The organism is Klebsiella sp. A52 (genome assembly GCF_018388785.1).
Taxonomy (GTDB): domain Bacteria; phylum Pseudomonadota; class Gammaproteobacteria; order Enterobacterales; family Enterobacteriaceae; genus Klebsiella; species Klebsiella aerogenes.
The window spans coordinates 2,722,291-2,745,346 of the sequence record NZ_CP074437.1 but is presented as its reverse complement, the minus strand read 5'-3'; the positions used below and the strand labels follow the sequence as shown (position 1 = coordinate 2,745,346).

Annotated in this window: 20 protein-coding genes and 1 pseudogene; 10 read left to right on the top strand and 11 right to left on the bottom strand. The window is 55.3% G+C overall.

Features of this window, described 5'->3' with window-relative positions:
• Positions 1 to 2: 2 nt before the first annotated feature.
• The 4 genes from KGA69_RS13030 to dapA form a co-directional block, all read right to left on the bottom strand.
• Complete coding sequence (locus KGA69_RS13030; RefSeq protein ID WP_045392648.1) at positions 3 to 878, bottom strand: KPN_02809 family neutral zinc metallopeptidase; 876 nt, start codon at positions 876 to 878, stop codon at positions 3 to 5.
• A 121-nt stretch (positions 879 to 999) separates the two neighbouring features.
• On the bottom strand, positions 1,000 to 1,713 hold the full coding sequence (gene purC, locus KGA69_RS13025; protein ID WP_015703148.1) for a phosphoribosylaminoimidazolesuccinocarboxamide synthase: 714 nt from the start codon (positions 1,711 to 1,713) through the stop codon (positions 1,000 to 1,002).
• A 142-nt stretch (positions 1,714 to 1,855) separates the two neighbouring features.
• Positions 1,856 to 2,890 carry an outer membrane protein assembly factor BamC gene (gene bamC, locus KGA69_RS13020; protein ID WP_045392654.1) on the bottom strand — a complete coding sequence of 345 codons (1,035 nt, stop codon included), beginning with the start codon at positions 2,888 to 2,890 and terminating at the stop codon, positions 1,856 to 1,858.
• Between the two features lie 16 nt (positions 2,891 to 2,906).
• Positions 2,907 to 3,785: a 4-hydroxy-tetrahydrodipicolinate synthase gene (dapA, locus tag KGA69_RS13015; protein WP_015365464.1), complete on the bottom strand. Its 879-nt coding sequence runs from the start codon at positions 3,783 to 3,785 to the stop codon at positions 2,907 to 2,909.
• Positions 3,786 to 3,938: 153 nt separating this feature from the next.
• On the opposite strand from dapA, the gene KGA69_RS13010 reads away from it, so the two are divergent.
• Positions 3,939 to 4,508, top strand: a complete 570-nt coding sequence (locus tag KGA69_RS13010) for a glycine cleavage system transcriptional repressor (RefSeq protein ID WP_015365463.1) — start codon at positions 3,939 to 3,941, stop codon at positions 4,506 to 4,508.
• Positions 4,509 to 4,511: 3 nt separating this feature from the next.
• Complete coding sequence (gene bcp / locus KGA69_RS13005) at positions 4,512 to 4,982, top strand: thioredoxin-dependent thiol peroxidase (protein WP_015365462.1); 471 nt, start codon at positions 4,512 to 4,514, stop codon at positions 4,980 to 4,982.
• A gap of 65 nt (positions 4,983 to 5,047) precedes the next feature.
• On the opposite strand, the gene KGA69_RS13000 is transcribed toward bcp, so the two are convergent.
• On the bottom strand, positions 5,048 to 6,112 hold the full coding sequence (locus tag KGA69_RS13000; RefSeq protein WP_045392657.1) for an AI-2E family transporter: 1,065 nt from the start codon (positions 6,110 to 6,112) through the stop codon (positions 5,048 to 5,050).
• A 223-nt stretch (positions 6,113 to 6,335) separates the two neighbouring features.
• On the opposite strand from KGA69_RS13000, the gene bepA reads away from it, so the two are divergent.
• The 3 genes and pseudogenes from bepA to KGA69_RS12985 form a co-directional block, all read left to right on the top strand.
• Complete coding sequence (gene bepA, locus KGA69_RS12995; protein ID WP_047043473.1) at positions 6,336 to 7,799, top strand: beta-barrel assembly-enhancing protease; 1,464 nt, start codon at positions 6,336 to 6,338, stop codon at positions 7,797 to 7,799.
• A gap of 9 nt (positions 7,800 to 7,808) precedes the next feature.
• Positions 7,809 to 8,168 carry an arsenate reductase (glutaredoxin) gene (gene arsC, locus KGA69_RS12990; RefSeq protein ID WP_047043470.1) on the top strand — a complete coding sequence of 120 codons (360 nt, stop codon included), beginning with the start codon at positions 7,809 to 7,811 and terminating at the stop codon, positions 8,166 to 8,168.
• Between the two features lie 66 nt (positions 8,169 to 8,234).
• Positions 8,235 to 8,456 (top strand): annotated as a pseudogene (locus tag KGA69_RS12985) (ISNCY family transposase); the annotation flags it as partial.
• On the opposite strand, the gene KGA69_RS12980 reads toward KGA69_RS12985, so the two are convergent.
• From KGA69_RS12980 to KGA69_RS12965, 4 genes are all read right to left on the bottom strand, one after another.
• Positions 8,453 to 9,154 (bottom strand): DnaA inactivator Hda, encoded by a 702-nt coding sequence (locus tag KGA69_RS12980; protein WP_026612247.1) that lies wholly within the window; start codon positions 9,152 to 9,154, stop codon positions 8,453 to 8,455. The pseudogene KGA69_RS12985 and the gene KGA69_RS12980 sit on opposite strands and share 4 nt — an antisense overlap.
• Before the next feature lie 98 nt (positions 9,155 to 9,252).
• On the bottom strand, positions 9,253 to 10,539 hold the full coding sequence (uraA, locus tag KGA69_RS12975) for a uracil permease (protein WP_045379877.1): 1,287 nt from the start codon (positions 10,537 to 10,539) through the stop codon (positions 9,253 to 9,255).
• A gap of 96 nt (positions 10,540 to 10,635) precedes the next feature.
• Positions 10,636 to 11,262 (bottom strand): uracil phosphoribosyltransferase, encoded by a 627-nt coding sequence (upp, locus tag KGA69_RS12970; RefSeq protein ID WP_015370402.1) that lies wholly within the window; start codon positions 11,260 to 11,262, stop codon positions 10,636 to 10,638.
• A 196-nt stretch (positions 11,263 to 11,458) separates the two neighbouring features.
• Positions 11,459 to 12,889 carry a 6-phospho-beta-glucosidase gene (locus tag KGA69_RS12965; protein ID WP_045392669.1) on the bottom strand — a complete coding sequence of 477 codons (1,431 nt, stop codon included), beginning with the start codon at positions 12,887 to 12,889 and terminating at the stop codon, positions 11,459 to 11,461.
• 249 nt (positions 12,890 to 13,138) lie between these two features.
• On the opposite strand from KGA69_RS12965, the gene purM reads away from it, so the two are divergent.
• Both purM and purN read left to right on the top strand, forming a co-directional pair.
• Positions 13,139 to 14,176 carry a phosphoribosylformylglycinamidine cyclo-ligase gene (gene purM, locus KGA69_RS12960; RefSeq protein WP_058675602.1) on the top strand — a complete coding sequence of 346 codons (1,038 nt, stop codon included), beginning with the start codon at positions 13,139 to 13,141 and terminating at the stop codon, positions 14,174 to 14,176.
• On the top strand, positions 14,173 to 14,814 hold the full coding sequence (purN, locus tag KGA69_RS12955) for a phosphoribosylglycinamide formyltransferase (protein ID WP_045392675.1): 642 nt from the start codon (positions 14,173 to 14,175) through the stop codon (positions 14,812 to 14,814). Before purM ends, purN begins: the two co-directional genes overlap by 4 nt.
• Before the next feature lie 53 nt (positions 14,815 to 14,867).
• On the opposite strand, the gene KGA69_RS12950 is transcribed toward purN, so the two are convergent.
• The gene (locus KGA69_RS12950; protein ID WP_047043456.1) at positions 14,868 to 16,208 is read right to left on the bottom strand and encodes a glycoside hydrolase family 28 protein; all 1,341 of its coding nucleotides are present in this window, start codon (positions 16,206 to 16,208) and stop codon (positions 14,868 to 14,870) included.
• Positions 16,209 to 16,628: 420 nt separating this feature from the next.
• Between KGA69_RS12950 and KGA69_RS12945 the strand changes: the two genes are divergently transcribed.
• Positions 16,629 to 18,080: an MFS transporter gene (locus KGA69_RS12945; RefSeq protein WP_045392682.1), complete on the top strand. Its 1,452-nt coding sequence runs from the start codon at positions 16,629 to 16,631 to the stop codon at positions 18,078 to 18,080.
• Positions 18,055 to 19,152, top strand: a complete 1,098-nt coding sequence (locus KGA69_RS12940) for a beta-galactosidase BglB (RefSeq protein ID WP_063447468.1) — start codon at positions 18,055 to 18,057, stop codon at positions 19,150 to 19,152. Before KGA69_RS12945 ends, KGA69_RS12940 begins: the two co-directional genes overlap by 26 nt.
• Positions 19,153 to 19,157: 5 nt before the next feature.
• Here KGA69_RS12940 and KGA69_RS12935 read toward each other — a convergent pair whose 3' ends face one another.
• Entirely contained in the window at positions 19,158 to 20,816 is a 1,659-nt protein-coding gene (locus tag KGA69_RS12935) for a hypothetical protein (protein ID WP_213293138.1), read from the bottom strand.
• Positions 20,817 to 20,993: 177 nt separating this feature from the next.
• Between KGA69_RS12935 and ppk1 the strand changes: the two genes are divergently transcribed.
• Entirely contained in the window at positions 20,994 to 23,054 is a 2,061-nt protein-coding gene (gene ppk1, locus KGA69_RS12930) for a polyphosphate kinase 1 (protein ID WP_047043447.1), read from the top strand.
• Positions 23,055 to 23,056 lie beyond the last annotated feature (2 nt).

The window sequence follows — 23,056 nt, the reverse complement described above, 5'->3', positions numbered from 1 at the left end:
CGTTAGCGAAGCGCGCTGCCGAAGGTATTACACTGCGCAGGATCCCCGCTATCAAAACCGCGTTTGAACCAGGTATAGCGCTGCTGGGAAGTCCCATGGGTGAAGCTGTCCGGCACTACGCGGCCCTGGCTTTGTTCCTGCAGACGATCGTCGCCGATGGCCTCAGCGGCATTGAGCGCTTCCTGCAGATCGCCGGTTTCCATCACATCCTGCTTCTGCATGTTATTGCCCCAGACGCCCGCAAAGCAGTCTGCCTGCAGCTCCATTTTCACCGACAGGCGGTTCACTTCGGTCTGCGAAGCCTGCTGCTGCATCTGACGGACCTTAGGTTCGATGCCGAGAAGCTTCTGCACATGATGGCCGACTTCGTGCGCAATCACGTAGCCCTGCGCAAAGTCGCCGTCAGCGCCGAGTTTGTTTTTCATCTCGTCATAGAATGACAGGTCGATATAGACCGTGCTGTCCGCCGGGCAGTAGAACGGCCCCATCACCGATTGTCCGGTGCCGCAACCGGTACGAGTCGCGCCGCGATACATCACCAGCTTCGGCTGAACGTATTGCCGCCCCATCTTTTCGAAAATAGGCCCCCAGGTATCTTCGGTGGTGGCCAGAATAACGGAGGTGAACTTCGCCGCTTCGTCATCCTTCGGGCTGATCGAACGCTGGGTAGAAGTCTGCTGCTGCGGCATCGGTTCGCCGGTCAGCATGCCGGTTAAATCCACGCCATAATAACCCGCCACCAGAACGATAATCAGCAGGACGATGCCGCCTTTACCGCTTGGAATGCGGAAACCGCCACCACCGCCGCCCAGCGGCGAACCTGAATCACTACGTCTGTCTTCCACATTGTCGCTTTCACGACGCCCTTGCCAGCGCATAAGCACCTCTATTCCATCATGTTACGAATATGAGAGATCGTAGGCGGTTCAGCGGAGGATTACCACAGGAAACAACGAATAAGAGCGCCGGAAGAGACGATTTCTTCCGGCGCGGAGGAGATTAGTCGAGCTTGACGCCCAGACGGTGGGCCACTTCTTCGTAAGCTTCGATCAGGCCGCCGAGACTCTGGCGGAAGCGATCTTTGTCCATTTTATCGAGGGTGTTTTTATCCCACAGACGGCTACCGTCCGGAGAAAATTCATCGCCAAGCACCACTTCGCCTTTGAACAGGCCGAACTCCAGCTTGAAGTCGACCAGAATCAGACCGGCATCATCAAACAGCTTGCTGAGTACGTCATTCGCTTTGTAGCTGAGCTCTTTCATGCGCGCCAGGTTTTCTTTATTCACCCAGCCGAACGTCTCGCAGTAGGATTCGTTGACCATCGGGTCGTGCATGGCGTCGTTTTTCAGGAACAGATCGAACAACGGCGGAGTCAGTTCGATACCTTCTTCAATACCCAGGCGTTTCACCAGCGAGCCCGCCGCGCGGTTACGAATCACGCATTCAACCGGCACCATATCCAGCTTCTTCACCAGGCATTCAGTATCGGAAAGCAGCGCTTCCATTTGGGTCGGGATACCGGCTTCTTCCAGCTTGCTCATAATGAAATGGTTGAATTTGTTATTCACCATACCTTTACGATCGAACTGCTCGATGCGGGCGCCATCCCCTGCTGACGTATCGTTACGGAATTCAAGTACCAGCAGATCCGGGTTTTCGGTGCTGTATACCGTTTTCGCTTTGCCACGATACAACTCAGCTTGCTTTTTCATCTTTCACCACTCCAGTGATATTAAGCCAAAAAATTACGTTTCCGCCCGTAGGCAAAATCAGGCAATTTACCGGACTTTGCGGCCACGCACACGTTTGCGTCACTATACATGAAAAAGGGCCGGATTGCTCCAGCCCTTTTTATTACTTGTTAAATGCGGCCTGGAATACGGCTACCAGGGCGTCATTTTGCGACTGCGTCAGAGTGTGGCCTTTCGGGTCGATAAACTGCAGGCTACTGCGGTTATCGAGATCGCCGACCTGCAGTTTATAGTCGCCAGAGACCAGCTGTGGGTCACTGGCGCCCAGTTCCTGCCAGCTGCTGTCAGACAGCGGCTTGTAAGTTACCGCCATGCTGCCCTGGGAGCGAGTGCTGTCGGTCACCTTCATGCCCACTTTTTCAAGCGTGGCCGGCAGTTTCTGCCATACCATGTTGAATGGCGCGCGCACCACCAGCATCGGCAAGCCGGTGTCATCCGCCGCGCTCTGCACGTCGAAGGTCGCGCCAGCGCTTCTCTGCGCCGCGTTCTGCGCATTGGTGGCGTTAGAATCAAGACCGGAAGAGATAACGTTCAGCATCGAGGTGCTGTAGCGCTGCAGAGAAGCTGGGTCAGACACGGGCTTGCCCGCCTGCTCCAGGTTCACCAACTTCACTACCACCGCCTGCTGATAGCCCTGCGGCTTAACGGAGATTTGATAACGGCCACGATACTGCTGGTCTTCATCAAGGCGGTTCCACTCTACCCAATCGGTATTCAGCGTCTGGCCTGCATCGTCACGCTTGGTGATGGTGTAGTTTTTCGCCTGGATGATGCTGACAACCTGCGCCCATAAAGAACCGCTGCGGCTATTTTCAACCATCAAGGTGGAGGTGTCGCCGTTAAACTGGGTACGCGCGCCGCTGACCAGAGCTAACGCCTGAGCCGGTGGACGAATGTCCAGCGCTTTGCCTACCGCGCCGGTGCTGGAAGCAACCGGAATGTTGTAGTCGCCAGTCTGCAGCGGCAGGATCATCCCCGCCGGGGCGTGGAGTTCACTGAGCGGCGCGGCATCTAAATAAGCCTCGTCGCCGCTAACCTGACGCTTATAGCGCGAGTCAGAACTACAGGCCGCGAGGAGTAAAACCAGCGAAACACCCGCAACCTTCGCCAGGCGCGACTTCTGTACTGAGTAAGCCATCAAATCTCCCTAAACTCTACAGCAAACCGGCATGCTTCAGCGCTGCGGTAACCGCTTTCGTACCCGCTTCGGTAATCGGCGTCATCGGCAGGCGCAGCGTGTCGGTCGCTACAAGTCCCAACGCCTTACAAGCCCATTTGACTGGGATCGGGTTGGGTTCGACAAATAATTTTGTATGCAGCGGCATCAGACGCTGGTTAATCGCGCGAGCTTCCGCGAATTGCCCCGCCATCGCCAGTCGGCACATGTCCGCCATTTCACGCGCAGCAACGTTCGCCGTGACGGAAATGACGCCGACGCCGCCGAGCTGGATAAAGTCCATGCCGGTCGCGTCATCGCCGCTCAGCAGAATAAAGTCATCTGAAACCAGCTCTTTGATCTGGTGAACACGACTTAAGTTCCCTGTTGCTTCCTTAATACCGACAATATTTTTAATTTCCGCCAGGCGACCGACGGTTTCCGGCAGCATATCGCAACCGGTACGGGACGGCACATTATACAGAATTTGCGGCAGGTCAGTATGTTCAGCGATAGCTTTAAAGTGTTGGAACAGGCCTTCCTGGGTCGGACGGTTATAATAAGGAGTGACCGTCAGGCAGCCGACAACGCCGCTATCGTTAAAACGCTTGGTCAGGCTAATCGCCTCTGCGGTTGCATTTGCACCGGTACCTGCAATGACCGGAATGCGGCCATCGGCCAGCTCGAGGGTCATCATTACGACGTCGCCATGCTCTTCATGGCTTAACGTGGCGGATTCGCCGGTAGTCCCTACAGAAACAATCGCCGAGGTTCCGTTGGCGACATGGTAATCAATCAGTTTTTTCAGGCTTGACCGGCAGACATTACCGTTATCATCCATCGGCGTGACAAGCGCTACAATACTTCCCGTGAACATGGGCCATCCTCAGAGCAGAAGTGGGACAAGATTCTCAATGTTACGTTTGGTGCCGCAATAAAAGCAAGAGACCCAACGCCATCTGGGATGTTGTACGCCGGTTTTTTTTATGCTTTCCTAATGTTACCTCACCTTTTTAAAGGAAGAACAGGTTTGACAGCCTCATTACAACACTATCTGGTGATTACCGCTCTGGGCGCAGACCGCCCCGGCATCGTAAACACAATCACTCGCCACGTCAGCAGCTGCGGCTGCAATATTGAAGACAGCCGCTTGGCCATGCTCGGCGACGAGTTCACGTTTATAATGCTGCTTTCCGGCTCGTGGAACGCGATTAACCTGATCGAATCAACGCTGCCGTTAAAAGGAGCCGAGCTGGATTTGCTGATCGTAATGAAGCGCACCTCCGCCCGGCCGCCGCAGGCGATGCCGAATACGGTTTGGATCCAGGTAGAGGTGCCGGACTCGCCGCATATTATTGAGCGCTTTACCGCGCTGTGCGACACGTGGAATATGAATATCGCCGAACTGGTCTCCCGAACTCAACCGGGAGAAGATAAAGACGCCGCTCAGCTATTTATTCAAATCACCGCGCACAGTCCTGCCTCGCAAAACACGACAAATATCGAGCAAGCGTTCAAAGCACTATGTACAGAACTGAGCGCACAAGGCAGTATTAACATCGTTAATTATTCACAGCATGATGAACAGGATGGAGTTTAACCAATGACCCCACTGAAAGCCGGTGATATCGCACCGAAATTTAGCTTACCGGACCAGGACGGCGAGGAAGTAAATTTAACCGACTTCCAGGGACAGCGTGTTCTGGTTTATTTTTACCCGAAAGCCATGACCCCAGGCTGCACCGTACAAGCGTGCGGTTTACGCGATAATATGGACGACCTGAAAAAAGCGGGCGTCGAAGTACTGGGTATCAGCACTGATAAACCAGAAAAGCTGTCCCGTTTTGCCGAAAAAGAGCTGCTGAACTTTACGCTGCTGTCTGATGAAGATCATCAGGTCTGCGAACAGTTCGGCGTCTGGGGCGAAAAATCATTTATGGGGAAAACCTACGACGGCATTCACCGTATTAGCTTCCTCATTGATGCTGACGGCAAGATTGAACATGTGTTTGATAACTTCAAAACCAGCAATCACCACGATGTCGTGCTGAACTGGCTGAAAGAAAACGCATAACCTCTAAATGAAAAACGCCGGGGGATAAAAAATCGCCCGGCGTTTTTTTTGGCTCAATCAGCGCGTCACTCGTCTTCGATAGCCATTCCATCTGGCCAGGCATGCATTACCGCCTTGATAAGCGTCGCCAGCGGAATCGCGAAGAAAACGCCCCAGAAGCCCCACAGCCCGCCAAAAATCACCACCGACAGAATGATCACCAGCGGATGTAAATTCACCGCCTCCGAGAACAGCACCGGCACCAGCAGGTTGCCGTCCAGCCCCTGAATAATCAGGTATACGGCAAACAGGCTCCAGAACTCAGTACCCGCGCCGAACTGGAACAATGCCACGCCGATCACCGGAATAGTGACCACAAAAGCGCCGATATAGGGGATTAACACCGAGAATCCCACCAGTACGGCCAGCAGCAGCGAGTAGTTAAGACCGAAGAGAATGAAGCCTATCCAGGTAGCGACGCCGACGACAATCATCTCCAGCACCTTACCGCGGATATAGTTGGTAATCTGTTGGTTCATCTCCTTCCACACCTGCCCCGCCAGACCGCGATTACGCGGCAATACCCGGCGTACGGCATTCAGCATCTGCTGTTTGTCTTTCAGCAGGAAGAAGACCATCAGCGGAACCAGGACCAGATAAACCGCCAGCGTCAGCAGGCCCACCAGCGAGGCGAGCGAATACTTCACCACCGAATCCCCCACGGTCAACATGCGAGTGCGCACATTTTCCGCCATCGCATCGATGATGCCGGCATCCACCAATGCCGGATAGCGACGCGGCAGCGTGGCGGCGAAATCGGAAAGCTTATTAAGCATGCCAGGCATATCGCGGATGAGATAAATGCCCTGTTGCCAGGCCACCGGCATCACCACAAAGGCCATCAGCAGCAAGATACCGACAAATAGCACCAGCACCAGCGAGGTGGCCCAGGTTCGCGACAGGCCGATACGCTCCAGGCGAACGGTCGGCCACTCCAGCAGATAGGCCAACACGATGGCGACCAGAAGCGGCGCCAGCAGGCCGCTGAAAAAGAACATAATGCCGAAGCCGGCCAGCAGAATAACCAGCAGCGCTATCGCTTCCGGGTCGCTGAAACGACGACGATACCACTGCATTAACATCTCAAGCATAAACCCTTCCCTGAAGCGCAAATCGCCACAATCCGGGGAATTGTATCTAAGTGTCACAAAAAAGACTTCGCTTTTTATTGGCTATGACACAAACCTGCACAACTGTGCGAATATCATATTTTCAACGCCATCAACCACAGCTAAACTCGCAGAATCTGCGGCACGGGAACATTGGGCCGCGCAACCGGTCAAACTGGCACACCCACATTACAGGACAGAGGTTATGTTCAGGCAGTTAAAGAAAACGCTGGTGGCCGCCGCCGTCGCGTCGCTGACGCTGGGGACGATATTACCTGCCGCCGCTGACTCGGCGGATACGCTGCCGGATATGGGCACCTCGGCAGGAAGCACGCTTTCCATCGGTCAGGAAATGCAGATGGGGGATTACTACGTGCGCCAGCTGCGCGGCAGCGCGCCGCTGATTAACGACCCACTGCTGGTGCAATACATTAACGGGCTGGGTATGCGCCTGGTCGCCCATGCTAACTCCGTGCGTACGCCGTTCCACTTTTATCTGATTAATAACGATCAGATTAACGCCTTCGCCTTCTTCGGCGGCAACGTGGTGTTGCACTCGGCGCTGTTCCGCTATTCCGATAACGAAAGCGAGCTCGCCTCGGTGATGGCGCACGAAATCTCCCACGTTACCCAGCGCCATCTGGCGCGCGCGATGGAAGACCAAAAACGTAGCGCGCCGCTAACCTGGGTGGGCGCGCTGGGCTCAATTCTGCTGGCGATGGCCAGCCCGCAGGCGGGGATGGCGGCATTAACCGGCACCCTTGCCGGCACCCAGCAGGGGATGATTAGTTTCACCCGTCAGAATGAAGAAGAAGCTGACCGCATCGGTATTCAGGTACTGCAGCGTTCCGGTTTCGATCCGCAGGCAATGCCGGCGTTTATGGGTAAATTACTCGACGAATCCCGCTATTCCAGCCGCCCGCCGGAAATGCTGCTTACTCACCCGCTGCCGGAAAGCCGTCTGGCCGACGCCCGTAACCGCGCCAATCAGATGCGTCCGGTGGTGGTCCAGTCGTCGGCGGATTTCTATCTCGCCAAGGCCCGTACGCTCGGGATGTACAATTCCGGGGAAAATAAGCTCGGCAGCGATCTGCTTGACGCCTGGTCGAAAGGCAATATCCGCGAGCAGCACGCCGCGCTGTATGGCCGCGCGCTATTGGCCATGGAGAGCAATAACTACGATCAGGCGCGCAAAACGCTACAGCCGCTACTCAGCGCCGATCCGCAAAATCCCTGGTATCTTGACCTTGCCACCGATATCGATCTTGGACAGAAAAAGACCACTGACGCGATTAACCGTCTGAAAAACGCCAAAGAGATCCGCACCGATCCGGTCCTGCAGCTGAACCTGGCCAACGCCTATCTGCAGGGCGGGCAGCCGGCGGAAGCCGCTACCATACTCAATCGCTACACCTTTAATAATAAAGATGACGGCAACGGTTGGGACCTGCTGGCGCAGGCGGAAGGCGCCCTGGGTCATCGCGACCAGGAGCTGGCGGCGCGGGCCGAAGGCATGGCGCTGGCCGGCAGGCTTGACCAGGCCATCTCGCTGCTGAGCAGCGCCAGTTCGCAAGTGAAATTGGGCAGTTTGCAGCAGGCGCGCTACGACGCTCGCATCGACCAGCTGCGCCAGCTGCAGGAAAGATTCCGCCCCTATCAGAAAATGTAAGGAGACCACATGTCTGACGCGGTAAAAATTTACCACAACCCGCGCTGCTCGAAGAGCCGCGACACGCTCAGCCTGCTGAAAGCCAACGGCATCGACCCTGAAGTGGTGCTGTATCTGGAGACACCGCCGGATGCCGCGACGCTGCGCCAGCTGTTGAAAATGCTCAATATGAGCAGCGCCCGTGAACTGATGCGCCAGAAAGAAGATCTGTATAAGTCGCTCAATCTCGCCGACCCACAGCTCAGCGAAGAGGCGTTGATTAAGGCCATGGTCGAGAACCCGAAACTCATCGAACGGCCCATCGTGGTCAGCCACGGCCAGGCGCGTATCGGCCGCCCGCCGGAACAGGTGCTGGAAATCGTCAGCTAACCCCTACGCGCCGCCGGTGTTGCCCGCGGCGCGATTTTTTTCATCTTATACGCTGGCTGGATGAATTTGCCACGCCGGACGCCGCAACATAAGGAGACGCTGATGACTATTGCAGAATATCTCGAGCAGCAAGGCCTGGAGCGCGGTCTGCTTCAGGGCCGGCAAGAAGGTCGGCAAGAAGAAGCAAAACGTATCGCCGCCGCGATGTTACGTAGCGGCCTCGCCCCCGCGCTGGTGGCGCAGCTAACCGGCCTGGCAGAGCAGGAGTTGGCGTCGCTTTCGGCCTAAAGCTTCAGGATCTCTTTAACGAATGGGATCGTCAGTTTTCGTTGGGCGGTAATCGACGCGTGATCCAGCTGATCGAGCGTCATAAACAGCGAGCGCATTTCTCTATCCAGCCGCTTGAGCAGGAAACGGCAGACGTCTTCCGGCATCTCGAAACCGCGTAATCTGGCGCGCAGCTGCAGCGCCTGCAGCTTATCTTCATCCGACAGCGGTTGCAGCTTGTAGATTTGGCCCCAGTCAAGGCGCGAGGCGAGATCCGGCAGGCCGAGATGCAGCTGCCGCGGCGGGCAATCGCCGGTGATCAGCAGGCGAGTTTTACCTGATTCGAGAATACGGTTATAGAGATTAAAGATAGCCATCTCCCAGGGCTCATCCCCCGCCACGCACTCGATGTTATCGATACACACCAGCGCCAGTTGCTCCATGCCGTCCAGCACTTCCGGCACGAACCACGTGCGCTTATCCAACGGCACGTAGCCGACGGCATCGCCACGCTGGGATAGCTCAGCGCAGGCGGCATGCAAAAGGTGGCTACGCCCCGCGCCTTCGCGTGACCAGATATAGATGTATCCGCTGTGTTCCTGCCGCAGTACGTTCTGCAGAGCGGCAAGTAGGGAAGGATTATCACCCGGCCAGAAACTCGCGAACGTTTCGTCGTCAGGAAGATACAGTGGCAAAGAGAGCTGTGCCGGAGCGTTCAGATGGACCTCAACATAGGCTTACAGAAAAACGCGAAGAGTTTAACACAGTTTTAGGTCCGGAGAGAACCGGGCAGGATCGCTGCCCGGTATCAGGATCGTTATTTCGCTTCTTCGCTATCCGCGGCGTCCAGCACCACTTCTTCCGGACGCAGGACGCTGATCAGTTTAAAGATCAGGCTCAGGCAGATACCGACGATCGTCGCCAGCGCCATGCCTTTCAGCTCCGCCGCGCCAATATGCACCTTGGCGCCGCTCACGCCGATGATCAGAATAACTGAGGTCAGAATCAGGTTCTGCGCTTTGCTGTAATCGACTTTTGATTCGATCAGCACGCGGATACCGGATGCGCCGATCACCCCGTACAGCAGCAGAGAAACGCCGCCCATCACCGGTACCGGGATAATCTGAATCGCCGCCGCCAGCTTGCCGACGCAGGAGAGCAGAATCGCGATAATCGCCGCGCCGCCAATAACCCAGGTACTGTATACGCGGGTAATCGCCATCACGCCGATATTTTCACCGTAGGTGGTGTTTGGCGTCGAGCCAAAGAAACCGGAGACAATCGTCGACAGCCCGTTGGCGAACATCGAGCGGTGCAGACCCGGATCGCGGATCAGGTCGCGCTTAACAATATTGGCGGTCACCACCAGGTGCCCCACGTGCTCGGCAATGACCACCAGCGCGGCAGGCAGAATGGTGAAAATGGCAAACCACTCAAAGCGCGGGGTGTAGAAGGTCGGCAATGCGAACCAGTGCGCTTCGGCGATAGGCGTCGTATCGACTACGCCCATCACGAAGGAGAGCGCATAGCCCACCAGCACGCCGATAAGAATCGGGATAATCGCCAGGAAACCGCGGAACAGTACGGAACCAAAAACCGTCACCGCCAGCGTTACCATCGAAATAATAATGGTTTTGCTGTCGGGAGCTTGACCGTCAGCCGGCAGCAGCCCGGCCATATTCGCCGCCACGCCCGCCAGTTCCAGGCCGATAACCGCCACGATGGCGCCCATCGCCGCCGGCGGGAACATTACATCCAGCCAGCCGGTACCGGCTTTTTTGACAATAAAGGAGACGATGCAGAACAGGACGCCGCACATAATGAAGCCGCCGAGCGCCACTTCATAACCCAGCGGCAACAACAGTAACACCGGGGAGATAAAGGCGAAGCTCGACCCCAGATAGGCTGGAATTTTGCCTTTACAGATAAAGAGGTACAACAGCGTACCGATGCCGTTAAACAGCAGTACGGTAGCCGGGTTAATGTGGAACAGGATAGGCACCAGAACCGTTGCGCCAAACATGGCGAACAGATGTTGCAAACTAAGCGGGATTGTCTGTAAAAGCGGCGGTCTTTCACTCACCCCGATTGCACGGCGCGTCATAATATTATCCTCTGAGAGTCGTTTGTTATTTGTTGTGGGCGTGATTTATTCAAAAAAAAGCCGACTCTCAAAGTCGGCTTTTTATCACTTCATCATTTATTTGGTACCGAAAATCTTATCGCCGGCATCGCCGAGGCCCGGAATAATGTATCCGTGCTCGTTAAGGCCCTGGTCGACGGACGCGGTGTACAGCTCGACGTCAGGATGCGCTTTCTCCAGCGCGGCAATGCCTTCCGGCGCCGCCACCAGCACCAGCACCTTAATGCTCGAGCAGCCCGCTTTTTTCAGCAGGTCGATAGTCGCGATCATCGAACCGCCGGTTGCCAGCATCGGGTCAACCACCAGCGCCATACGCTCGTCAATGTTAGAAACCAGCTTCTGGAAATAAGGAACCGGCTCCAGCGTTTCTTCATCACGGTAGATACCCACGACGCTGATACGCGCGCTCGGCACGTGCTCCAGCACGCCTTCCATCATCCCCAGACCGGCACGCAGAATGGGCACTACGGTAATTTTCTTACCTTTGATCTGCTCAACTTCGACCGGGCCGTTCCAGCCTTCGATGGTGACACGCTCGGTAGCGAGATCGGCGGTTGCTTCGTAGGTCAGTAAGCTACCAACCTCTGAGGCGAGTTCACGGAAGCGTTTAGTACTGATGTCATGCTCACGCATCAGGCCCAGCTTGTGTTTGACGAGTGGATGTTTCACTTCCACGATCTTCATTCTCTTTCTCCTCTGAGGGGCAGCCACAAAAAAAATCGCGGGATTATACCGCTTTTTGCGGATTGCGCCATACCCATCTTGCTTGACGTATATCAAACAAAGTGATTTATGGATTGTTACACATTATAAAACAAACAAAAAAAGCCGGAGGTTCCCCTTCGGCTTTTATCTTTGACAACGCTACGCTTGTTGGCACCTACAGGTTTTCGCCGTTACTGGCAATAACCTGCTGATACCAGGCAAAAGATTTTTTCCGGCTGCGGGCCAACGTACCGCGACCTTCGTTATCTTTATCAACAAAGATAAATCCATAGCGCTTTTTCATTTCCCCGGTACCGGCGGAGACCAGGTCGATGCAGCCCCACGGGGTATACCCCATCAGGTCGACGCCATCTTCCACCACCGCTTTTTTCATTTCGGCAATATGGGCGCTGAGATAATCGATACGATACTGGTCGTCCACGCTGCCGTCCGCTTCACGCACGTCAATGGCGCCAAAGCCGTTTTCAACGATAAACAGCGGCAGTTGATAATGATCCCAGAACCAGTTGAGCGAGTAGCGCAGGCCAACCGGGTCAATCTGCCAGCCCCAATCCGATTTCTTCACGTACGGGTTGGAGACCAGGCTGGTGCTTTCGTCGTAATCCAGGTGCGGATTATCGTCAGTCGCTTTGGTGGCGAAGGACATATAGTAGCTAAAACCAATATAGTCGACACAGCCCTCTTGTAACGCCCGGCGGTCGGCGTCGGTAATATCCAGCGTAAAACCGCGGCGCGCGAAGTAGTTGAGCAGATGTTGCGGATAGCGACCGCGTACATGCACATCGGTAAACCAGTAACGACGATGCATGGCGTTCATCGCCATCATCATGTCGTCCGGCGCGCAGGTGAGCGGATAGATAGGACACATCGCGATCATACAGCCAATCTGCAGCCCCGGATTAATCTCGCGTGCCGCCTTTACCGCCAGCGCACTGGCGACTAGTTCATAATGGGCGGCCTGGAACATCACCGGTTCACGGTCTTCGCCGGGCTGATACTTCAGGCCCGAGTTGGTAAAGGGGGCGAAATCTTCATGGAAGTTGGCCTGGTTGTTGATCTCGTTAAAGGTCATCCAGTACTTCACTTTGTGCTGATAGCGGGTAAACACTACCTTCGCGAAGCGGACAAAGAAATCAATGAGTTTACGGTTGCGCCAGCCGCCGTATTCAGTCACCAGGTGGTAAGGCATCTCAAAATGGGAGAGCGTGATCACCGGTTCGATACCATATTTCAGGCACTCGTCGAACAGATTGTCATAGAATTGCAGGCCCGCTTCATTGGGCTCCAGTTCATCACCCAGCGGAAAAATGCGCGTCCAGGCAATTGAAGTACGGAAACACTTAAATCCCAGTTCGGCAAACAGCGCTACGTCTTCTTTATAACGATGATAAAAATCAATTGCCTCATGGTTGGGATAGTTATGACCAGGCAGTACGCCGTCGGTGATCGTACGCGGCACCCCGTGGGCGCCTGCGGTCATCACGTCAGCAACGCTAACCCCCTTCCCTCCTTCTTGCCAGCCGCCCTCAAGCTGATGCGCCGCTACCGCGCCGCCCCACAGAAAACCTTCTTTGAATCCGGACATATACTCTCCCTATAGACGATCGTTATGCGCTTTTCACCAAACAGAAACCGGTTTCATTGGCATAATGATCATTCATTAAAGGCGAGGCAAGCAGAAGACTGTACCCGGTTTCATTTTCGTGAACAGTATCAAATTTGCTCATCTGTAAGCCGTTTTAAATCGAGTGTAAAGCAGGCTCGCAAACGTTTGCTTTCCCTGTTAGAATTGCGCCGATTTTTCTTGCTACCGCAAACGCGTGGAGACTTCGCAGTGACCGATAAAACCTCTCTCAGCTATAAAGATGCCGGCGTGGATATTGATGCAGGCAACGCTCTCGTCGACCGTATTAAGGGCGTGGTGAAGAAAACCCGTCGCCCGGAAGTGATGGGCGGACTGGGCGGATTCGGCGCGCTGTGCGCTCTGCCGCAGAAATACCGCGAACCGGTACTGGTCTCCGGCACCGACGGCGTCGGCACCAAGCTGCGTCTGGCGATGGACCTTAAACGTCACGACACTATCGGTATCGATCTGGTCGCCATGTGCGTTAATGACCTGGTGGTTCAGGGCGCCGAGCCGCTATTTTTCCTTGACTACTACGCGACCGGTAAACTGGACGTAGACACCGCGGCAAGCGTGATCAACGGCATCGCCGAAGGCTGCTTACAGTCCGGCTGCGCGCTGGTTGGCGGCGAAACGGCAGAGATGCCGGGTATGTACCATGGTGAAGATTATGACGTGGCCGGTTTCTGCGTCGGCGTGGTAGAAAAATCAGAAATCATCGACGGCAGCAAAGTGGCTGACGGCGACGTACTGGTCGCGCTTGCCTCCAGCGGCCCGCACTCTAACGGCTACTCGCTGGTACGTAAGATTATCGAAGTCAGCGGCGTTGACCCGCAGACCACCGACCTCAACGGCAAACCGCTGGCCGACCACCTGCTGGCGCCGACCCGTATTTATGTCAAATCGATTCTGAATCTGATTGCCAATGTCGACGTCCACGCTATCGCCCACCTGACCGGCGGCGGCTTCTGGGAAAATATCCCGCGCGTACTGCCGGACAACACCCAGGCAGTGATCGACGAGTCATCCTGGCAGTGGCCGGAAGTCTTCAACTGGCTGCAAACCGCCGGTAATGTCAGCAGCCACGAAATGTACCGCACCTTTAACTGCGGCGTCGGCATGCTGGTCGCGCTCCCGGCAGCCGAGGCGGATAAAGCTATCACCCTGCTGAACGAGCAGGGTGAAAACGCGTGGAAAATCGGTTATATCAAGGCATCCGATGCCGAACAACGTGTGGTCATTGAATGAAAAACATTGTGGTGCTGATTTCCGGTAACGGCAGTAATTTACAGGCGATTATTGATGCCTGCGCCCGGAAGCAAATCAACGGCACCCTGCGTGCGGTATTCAGCAATAAGGCCGAAGCATTCGGCCTTGAGCGCGCCCGCGAGGCCGGTATTCCGGCCTTTGCGCTCTCGCCGAAAGCGTTTGATAGCCGCGAGGCCTTCGACCGCGAGCTGATGCAGCAAATCGACGCCTTTCAACCGGATTTGGTGGTGCTGGCAGGCTATATGCGCATCCTTAGCCCAGCGTTTGTTGACCACTATCAGGGGCGCTTGCTGAATATCCATCCTTCTCTGCTGCCGAAATATCCAGGGCTGCATACTCATCGCCAGGCGCTGGAAAACGGTGATGAGGAACATGGCACCTCGGTGCATTTCGTCACCGACGAGCTCGACGGCGGGCCGGTGATCTTACAGGCTCGGGTACCGGTATTTCCGGAAGACAGCGAAGATGACGTTACCGCCCGCGTTCAGGCGCAGGAGCACGATATCTACCCGCTGGTGGTGAGCTGGTTTGTTGATGGACGCCTGCGTATGGAAGCTAACTCTGCGTGGCTGGATAATCGCAAGCTGCCGCCGCAGGGCTATGCCGCTGAAGAATAAGTTATTCTGGCCCCGGAGCAATCGCCGGGGCAACTTCTTCTCTTGTTTCCTCGCTAATTATCTCCGTTTTCCAGACATAGCGCGTTAGGGTTCCAGGCTGCCGGTAATGGGGTCGGGCGCTGATAATCAAATTCGCGCAGTGTCAGACCCGCTACGCCGTTAGCATACAGTACCGGCAAACCGCCGGGATAAGGCTCGACACCCCAAACGCGGCCGCTTTGCGGATTCAAACACCAGGCGTTATCAATCCCCATCCCGGTCGGCGACATCGGATTGCACGGCGGGCGGATATCATAAAGCCCCTGCTCCGCTGCCAGGTTCAGCTTCTGGGTTAGCTGCACGCCGTCAAACAGAATACGCCGGATCTGACCTGGCGTTTCACTATGCAGGTTTATCGCGCCTTCGCACTCGCCAACCAGCCCGCGGAACTGGATCTGTGAGATTTCGCCGGGTTCAATCGCCGGATCGCGACGGCGCGCGGAAAGGAAAACAGGGTCCGCCTCGCCCCAATGACAGGCCGGCGCGCTCACGCAATCAAAAGCAATGCTGCTAAAAATCATCCGCCGTAGCCGCCCGCCGTCGCGGGATATCAGGCCAATGCCGCGATTGGAGTCAAAGATAGTGCAGTTACTCACCAGCACATCTTCAATATCCCGCCAGGTTTCAGTACCAATTTTAAAGGCGCAGCTTTTCGAGCGCAGCGTGCAGTTAACGATGGTTACCTGACGCAACGGTCGCTGGATGCGCTCAGGTTTATCGGTGGTTTTCAAACAGATGGCATCATCCGCCGCGCTGAAATAGCTATTGGCGATATGGACCTGCTGGCAGCTGTCAATATCCAGCGCATCGGTATTAGCCATCGTCAAATCATTGTCGACGGTAACGCCGTCAACCACCACGCCCGTGCAGGAGACCAGATGGATTGTCCACATCGGGGCATGTCGTACGGTGATATTTTCCAGCCGGACGCGACGGCAATTCTCCAGCAAAATGATCCGCGGGCGCGCCCTGGCTGGCGTGCGGTAGCCCATGGCATCAACGCCACGGGAGAACCAGCCGTCAGCGCTGCCGTAAATCTCGCCGCCGCCGCAGATGGTAATATTCTGTGCATCCACAGCATACAGAAAGGCCCGATCTGAAGATTCCGCCCGGCTCAGCGCCGTCGCCTGAGCAAAGTCATCATAGTTTTCGCTAACGATAAGCTCGGCCCCCGGCGACAGCCACAGACAGGTGTTCGACCCTATCCGCAAACCGCCAAGCGCGTACCTGCCGCAATCAACTACCAACTGGCCGCCGCCTGCCTGCGCCAGTTCGTCCAGCGCCTGTTGAAAAAGTTCGGTATCCGGCGTCACGCCATCCGCATGGGGATGGCGCTGCGAAAGATAAATGTTCATAGCATGTCCTGGAAATCAACGTATTAGCTATCTCACCATTTATCTGGCCCTCAGCGTAGAGTCGAAACCACTACCGCGGAAATATCTGCGTACCCTTTCACATTCCCCGTCACGCTCAGGGGAAAAACGTGAGATTTCGCGCAAAATTTACCGGCGGAAAAAATGAAAATAGGGCCGTTATCACAGTTATTGCCCTCTTAAACCGCAGCATATGTGAGCAGCATCACGGGATTTATTTCATTTTGTCGCCATTTGGCATGCTGCTCGCAGAACGGTACGAAAAACCGACTGTCGGGATTCTCGCCCCCCTCCCCCTCTTTTACTGTGCAACCTCGCATTCCTTACCAAAGAGATACGCTCATGACGAGGACAGTGACCCCGCAACGAGAAGTCAAAACCCGCAACATCCTCTGCTGGGGGATGGGCGATATTTTCGGCAGCGGCGCGATGACCATCACCGGCCTGTGGCTGCTCTACTTTTATATCGAAGTCGCCGGGCTCTCACCCGCCGCCGCGGCCTCTATTTTCGCCATCGCCAAGATTTGGGACGGCATCACGGATCCGGTGATGGGCTACATTACCGACAACATTCGCACCCGTTGGGGACGGCGACGGATCTTCTTCATTCTCGGCGCGCCGCTATCGCTCTGTTTCGCTCTGATGTGGATAAGTGGTTTTGGCTACGCCTGGTACCTTGGTACCTATCTACTATTCAGCACCGTCTTCACCCTGCTGATGGTGCCTTACGATACGCTGCCTGCAGAGATGACCACCCGCTATGATTTGCGCTCGAAAATGTCCGGCGCGCGAATGTTATTCGCTCAGGCGACAGCCTTTCTCGCGGCGCTGATCCCCGGGCAAATCATGGCCCACGTCGCCGATAAATCGCAGGCGTTTCTCTATATCGGCATTATCTTCGCCCTGCTTTTTGCCTTGCCGTGGATCTTCGTCTGGCGCGGTACCTGGGAGCGCGACAACCTCCCGCCTCCGCAGACGCAGCAAGGTTTAGGCAAAACGCTGCGTTCGCTGTATCGGGAAATGGCCTCGACCTTCCGTCTGCGGACCTTCCGTATTCATATCATGATGTACGTCGGCGGCGCGGTGGCGCTGGATATTTTCGGCTCTCTGTTTATGCACTATATGACCTACGTGCTACGTGTCGGCACCTCGCTGGCTTCGCAGGCCATGAGTCTGATGACGCTGTTTCAGTTCTTCGCGATCCCTTTATTTACCTGGCTTTGCATCCGCGTCGGCAACGGCAACGCCTATAAGGTGGCCATCGCGCTGATCCTCTGCGCGCTACTGTGGTTCAGCCAATTGACCGCTTCTTTCAGCCATCTTTCCTGGCTGCTGCTCGGCGGCGCAATCGTGATGGGGATCGCCCGCGGCGGCACCTATCTCATCCCATGGAATGTCTACAATTTCCTGCCCGATATCGATGAAGCCTACACCGGCGTGCGGCGTGAAGGGATCTACGCAGGGGTGATGATGCTGACGCGCAAATTCTCCCAGGCGCTGGCGCTGTTTATCGTCGGCCTGGCGCTGGAAGCCTTTGGATTCACCAAAGGCGCCGAAACGCAGAATACCGCCGCGCTGAATGGCATCTGGTGGGTATTCCTCGTTGGCCCCGGCCTGCTGGCCCTACTGGCGATGTATGGCGCGTTTCGTTTTCGCTTGAGCCAGCCGCGACATCAAATCCTGATTAGCGAACTGGAGCGTCTGCGCGCCGGTGGTCATCCACAGGATGCCAGCCCGCTGGCACGCGAAACCATCGAGCTATTGACCGGCCATCCACATCGCAACGATCGCTGGCAACGCGCCGCCGTTTCTTCTCAAGGAAATCACTATGTCGCAGAAAAACAACCGTCCTGAATTACAGTCACTCATCGAAGCGCTAATCGGCAACTTAACCGCGATTACCGACGATAGCGGCCAGTATTTGCAACGGCTGGCGGATGGCCGGGTGGTTGACACCAAAGGTTGGGACGGCTGGGAGTGGACGCATGGCATCGCCCTGTTTGGCCTGTTTCGCTACCAGCAACTGACAGGATCGCTTCGGGCTCGTGAACTTATTGACGGCTGGTTTAGCGCCCGCTTCGCCGAGGGCACGCCGGAAAAAAACATCAATACCGCTTGCCCGTTTTTAACCCTGGCGCTGCGCTATCAACAGACGCCTCGCAGCGACTGGCGCGCCTACCTGGAAAGCTGGGGAGACGCTATATATCGCCAGATGCCGCGTACCGATGAAGGCTGCCTGCAGCACGTCACCTATGAGGCTCCCCATCATCAACAAATCTGGGACGATACGCTAATGATGGCGGTGCTGCCGCTGGCGATGCTCGGCAAAATGTTTGGTAAATCGCGCTGGCTAGAAGAGGCGAAATTTCAGTTTTTGCAGCACCTGCATTATTTAAGCGACCGCCAAAGCGGCCTGTGGTTTCACGGCTGGCATTTCAACGGCAGACACCATTTCGCCGGCGCGCTGTGGGCTCGCGGCAATAGCTGGATAACGCTGGCGATACCGGAGCTACTGGAGATGCTCGATCTCGACGAGCACGACGCCTTTTACCGCCAGTTGCAAAATACTCTGCAGATTCAGGTCAGCGCCCTTGCCCGCTGCCAGGCCGAAAACGGCCTATGGCCGACGCTGCTCAACGAGCCGGATAGTTATCTGGAAGCCTCTGCGACGGCGGGATTTGCCGCGGGTATTTTCAAGGCGGTGCGCCTCGGCTACCTCGACGACGCGTTTCTGCCGGTCGCCGAGCGGGCCTGCCGGGGGATAATCGAACATATCTCGCCGCAAGGAGAGTTAACGCAGGTGTCGTTTGGCACAGCGATGGGCAAGGACCTCGACCACTATCGTAATATCCCCCTGACCGCCATGCCCTACGGCCAGGCAATGGCGATACTGTGCCTGGTTGAAGCCCTACGTCGCACCCTTTAATGCAGTTACCTGAGCGCCGCCAGTTCGGTGCTCAGGCTATCCGCCAGATTACGTGCTCGTACAGGATCGAACATCACGTAAAACGCCGGCGAGGCCTCGCCAATCTGCTGACAAAGCGTTTCCATTTCCGATGCGCAGCGATATAACGCCTGCACGTTGATATGGCAAATTTCCCGCATGCTCCAGCTGTTTTCCACCTCTCGGGCATAGTGCAGGGTAAAGAAGGCCTTTTGCGCATGGGTAAATAACTGACAATAGAGCGGCAGTCCCTGCCACTCTTCACGCCACCGAAGCGCCAGCGCGGCGGGAAAATCCGCGGTGAGAGCGAACGCTTGCGCCGCTATTCCCAACTGCTGCGCGCTGGCTGCGACTTCATCTTTTTCTTGCGCGATTTGCGTGAGATTCGCCATCGACTTCTGCGGGTCATCGCGGGTGAAGTGGATATCCTGCGCCGAACCGGGTAACCAGTGGCTACGCGCCAGTTGTCCGTAAAGGCTCCACACCGCCTGGCCGTAGCTTTCAGGCAATTGGCTATGGCGATGGAAAACGTGGTCACGCACATATATTGACTGGTAGAGCGTCTGCGTGGCCTGTTCAAGCAGCAACTGGAACTGCTGCGCGACATCGGCTGACGGACACCAGCCGTAACGTTGCACCAGCCATTGCACCAGTAACTGCTGCTGATTTTTTACCGCCCCTTCGCCCAGCAACTGACTACAGGCGAAGAGGTTGCATTCGCTTAGCGTCGCAGGGATCCAGTGATTATCGATACTTTCCCAACTGGTTTTACAAATAGCGCCGGTAATGCGCGGATTGCGGCTCTGGCACCACAACAGCCGCCCCTGCAGCTCATCAATACGTAAAAATGGCATGACCCCCCATCCCACTTCCTCTCCGGCAAGATCGATATCGATCCACACATCCCGCGTCTGCACCGCCAACAGCGCCGGATTATTCGGGAAAGCAGGCCAGAAACGTTCCGGCGTGAGTTTTATCGATACCGAAACCGCAGGCGGCAGCGGTTCAATCGCATCCAGTACGACGCTGAGATCGTCATTGCTGGCGGGGAAAACTCGCAGTACCAGATGCTTATTTTGCGCGGCTACCGCCTGACTCAGGGCATTAAAGCAGCGACGATAGAGCATCAAGCTTTGCGCCGGCTGGCGAAGACCGTCGCTTTGCCTGACCCACTGCGGGCGAGAGATCGGCAGTAAACCGTCGGTACTGGAGAGTGCAATAATCAAACCGGTGAGCGCCGGCACGCTTTGGCACACGGCGCGGATTTTGTCGGTTAACCAGCGGCTCCAGAAATCGACATCAAAACGCACCCCGCGCGGGGTATCCAGCAGTTCCGGATGCGCTAATAACAGTTCGGTGGGAAAGCTAAGTTCTTTCGCCTGCAGATAAAATCGCAACCCCTGCTCACGACAGCGCAACGCCAGGCGATTGAGATAGATACAGCGCGCTCGTTGCTGGCTCGACAAGCGGTCGTTATAGTCAAAAGGCGTAAACCCCTGTGGCGAAACCAGCTTGCCAAATAGCTCGGCCTGCCCCACCACCACGGTATTAAAATCATGCTCAATTGCGTATTCAATCAACCGGCAGGCCGACGGCCAGTGCCAGATGTCCTGATTATTGAGCTCCAGCGCCCGCGTTTCCCACATCGTTTCGCCCTCCATTTCGCCCCTGACTGAACATAACGTAAGCAAACAAACGCGTCCGCTTTTTCCTGACATCCGATTGAAAGAAAACTGTCATATTGCTTTGACATAGTTGGACATTCAATGGCAAAGCTCGCCATAATGAAAAAGCGACGTCAATGATCCGGAGTGTGAGTTGTAATGGGCCAGGAAAAGCTATACATCGAAAAAGAACTCAGCTGGTTGTCCTTTAACGAGCGCGTACTTCAGGAAGCGGCGGACAAGAGTAACCCGCTTATCGAGCGCATGCGCTTCTTAGGAATTTACTCCAATAACCTTGATGAGTTTTACAAAGTGCGCTTCGCTGAACTTAAGCGACGCATTCTTATCAGTGAAGAACAAGGTAGTACCGCCCATTCACGTCATCTGTTAGGTAAAATCCAGGCCCGCGTGCTCAAGGCCGATCAGGAATTTGATGGTCTTTATAATGAACTGCTGCTGGAAATGGCGCGTAATCAGATCTTCCTGATTAACGAACGCCAGCTGTCCGTTAATCAGCAGTCCTGGCTGCGCAACTACTTCAAACAGTATCTTCGCCAGCATATTTCGCCGATTCTGATCAATCGCGAAACGGATCTGGTTCAATTCCTGAAAGATGATTACACCTATCTGGCGGTGGAGATTATCCGCGGCGATACCATTAACTACGCGCTGCTGGAAATTCCATCCGATAAGGTGCCGCGCTTTGTGAACCTGCCGCCGGAAACGCCGCGACGCCGCAAACCAATGATTCTGCTGGATAACATTCTGCGTTACTGCCTGGATGATATCTTCAAGGGTTTCTTTGACTACGATGCCCTTAATGCATACTCGATGAAAATGACCCGTGATGCCGAGTACGATCTGGTACACGAAATGGAATCGAGCCTGATGGAGCTGATGTCCTCGAGCCTGAAGCAGCGCTTAACCGCCGAGCCGGTACGTTTTGTCTACCAGCGCGATATGCCGGACGCGATGGTTGAAATGCTGCGCGATAAGCTCTCCATCTCCAACTACGATTCAATGCTGCCGGGCGGGCGTTATCACAACTTTAAAGACTTTATCGGTTTCCCGAATGTTGGCAAGGCCAACCTGGTCAACAAACCGATGCCGCGCCTGCGCCACCTGTGGTTCGATAAATTCCGCAACGGCTTTGACGCCATCCGCGAACGCGACGTACTGCTCTACTATCCGTATCATACCTTCGAGCACGTGCTTGAACTGCTGCGTCAGGCCTCGTTCGATCCAAGCGTGTTGGCAATCAAAATCAATATTTACCGCGTCGCTAAGGATTCACGGATTATCGATTCGATGATCCACGCCGCCCACAATGGTAAAAAAGTGACCGTGGTGGTTGAACTGCAGGCGCGCTTCGATGAAGAGGCCAATATTCATTGGGCTAAACGTCTGACTGAAGCCGGCGTACACGTTATCTTCTCGGCGCCGGGGCTGAAGATCCACGCCAAACTATTCCTCATTTCACGTAAAGAAGGCGATGAGGTAGTACGTTATGCACATATCGGCACCGGCAACTTCAACGAGAAAACCGCTCGTATCTACACCGACTATTCATTACTCACTGCCGACGCGCGCATCACCAATGAAGTCCGTCGCGTATTTAACTTTATCGAAAACCCTTACCGACCCGTCAGCTTCGACTACCTGCTCGTATCGCCGCAGAACTCGCGTCGTCTGCTGTATGAAATGATCGATCGCGAAATCGCCAATGCGCAGAATGGGCAACCGTCCGGAATTACGCTTAAATTAAATAACCTGGTCGATAAAGGGCTGGTGGACAGACTCTACGCCGCCTCCAGCACCGGCGTACCGGTGAACCTGCTCATCCGCGGCATGTGCTCGCTGATCCCGGGTCTTGAGGGGATTAGCGAAAATATTCGCGTTATTAGTATCGTTGACCGTTTCCTTGAGCACGACAGGGTCTATTGTTTTGAAAACGGCGGTGATAAACAGGTGTGGTTATCCTCCGCCGACTGGATGACGCGCAATATCGACTATCGTATCGAAGTGGCCGTACCGCTGCTGGACCCGCGTCTGAAGCAACGCGTACTGGATATTCTCGATATCCTGTTCAACGATACCGTAAAAGCGCGCTATCTTGATAAAGAACTGAGTAATCGCTACGTGCCGCGCGGCAATCGTCGCAAAGTACGCGCACAGATGGCGATTTACGATTATCTCAAATCACTCGAACAACCCGATTAACC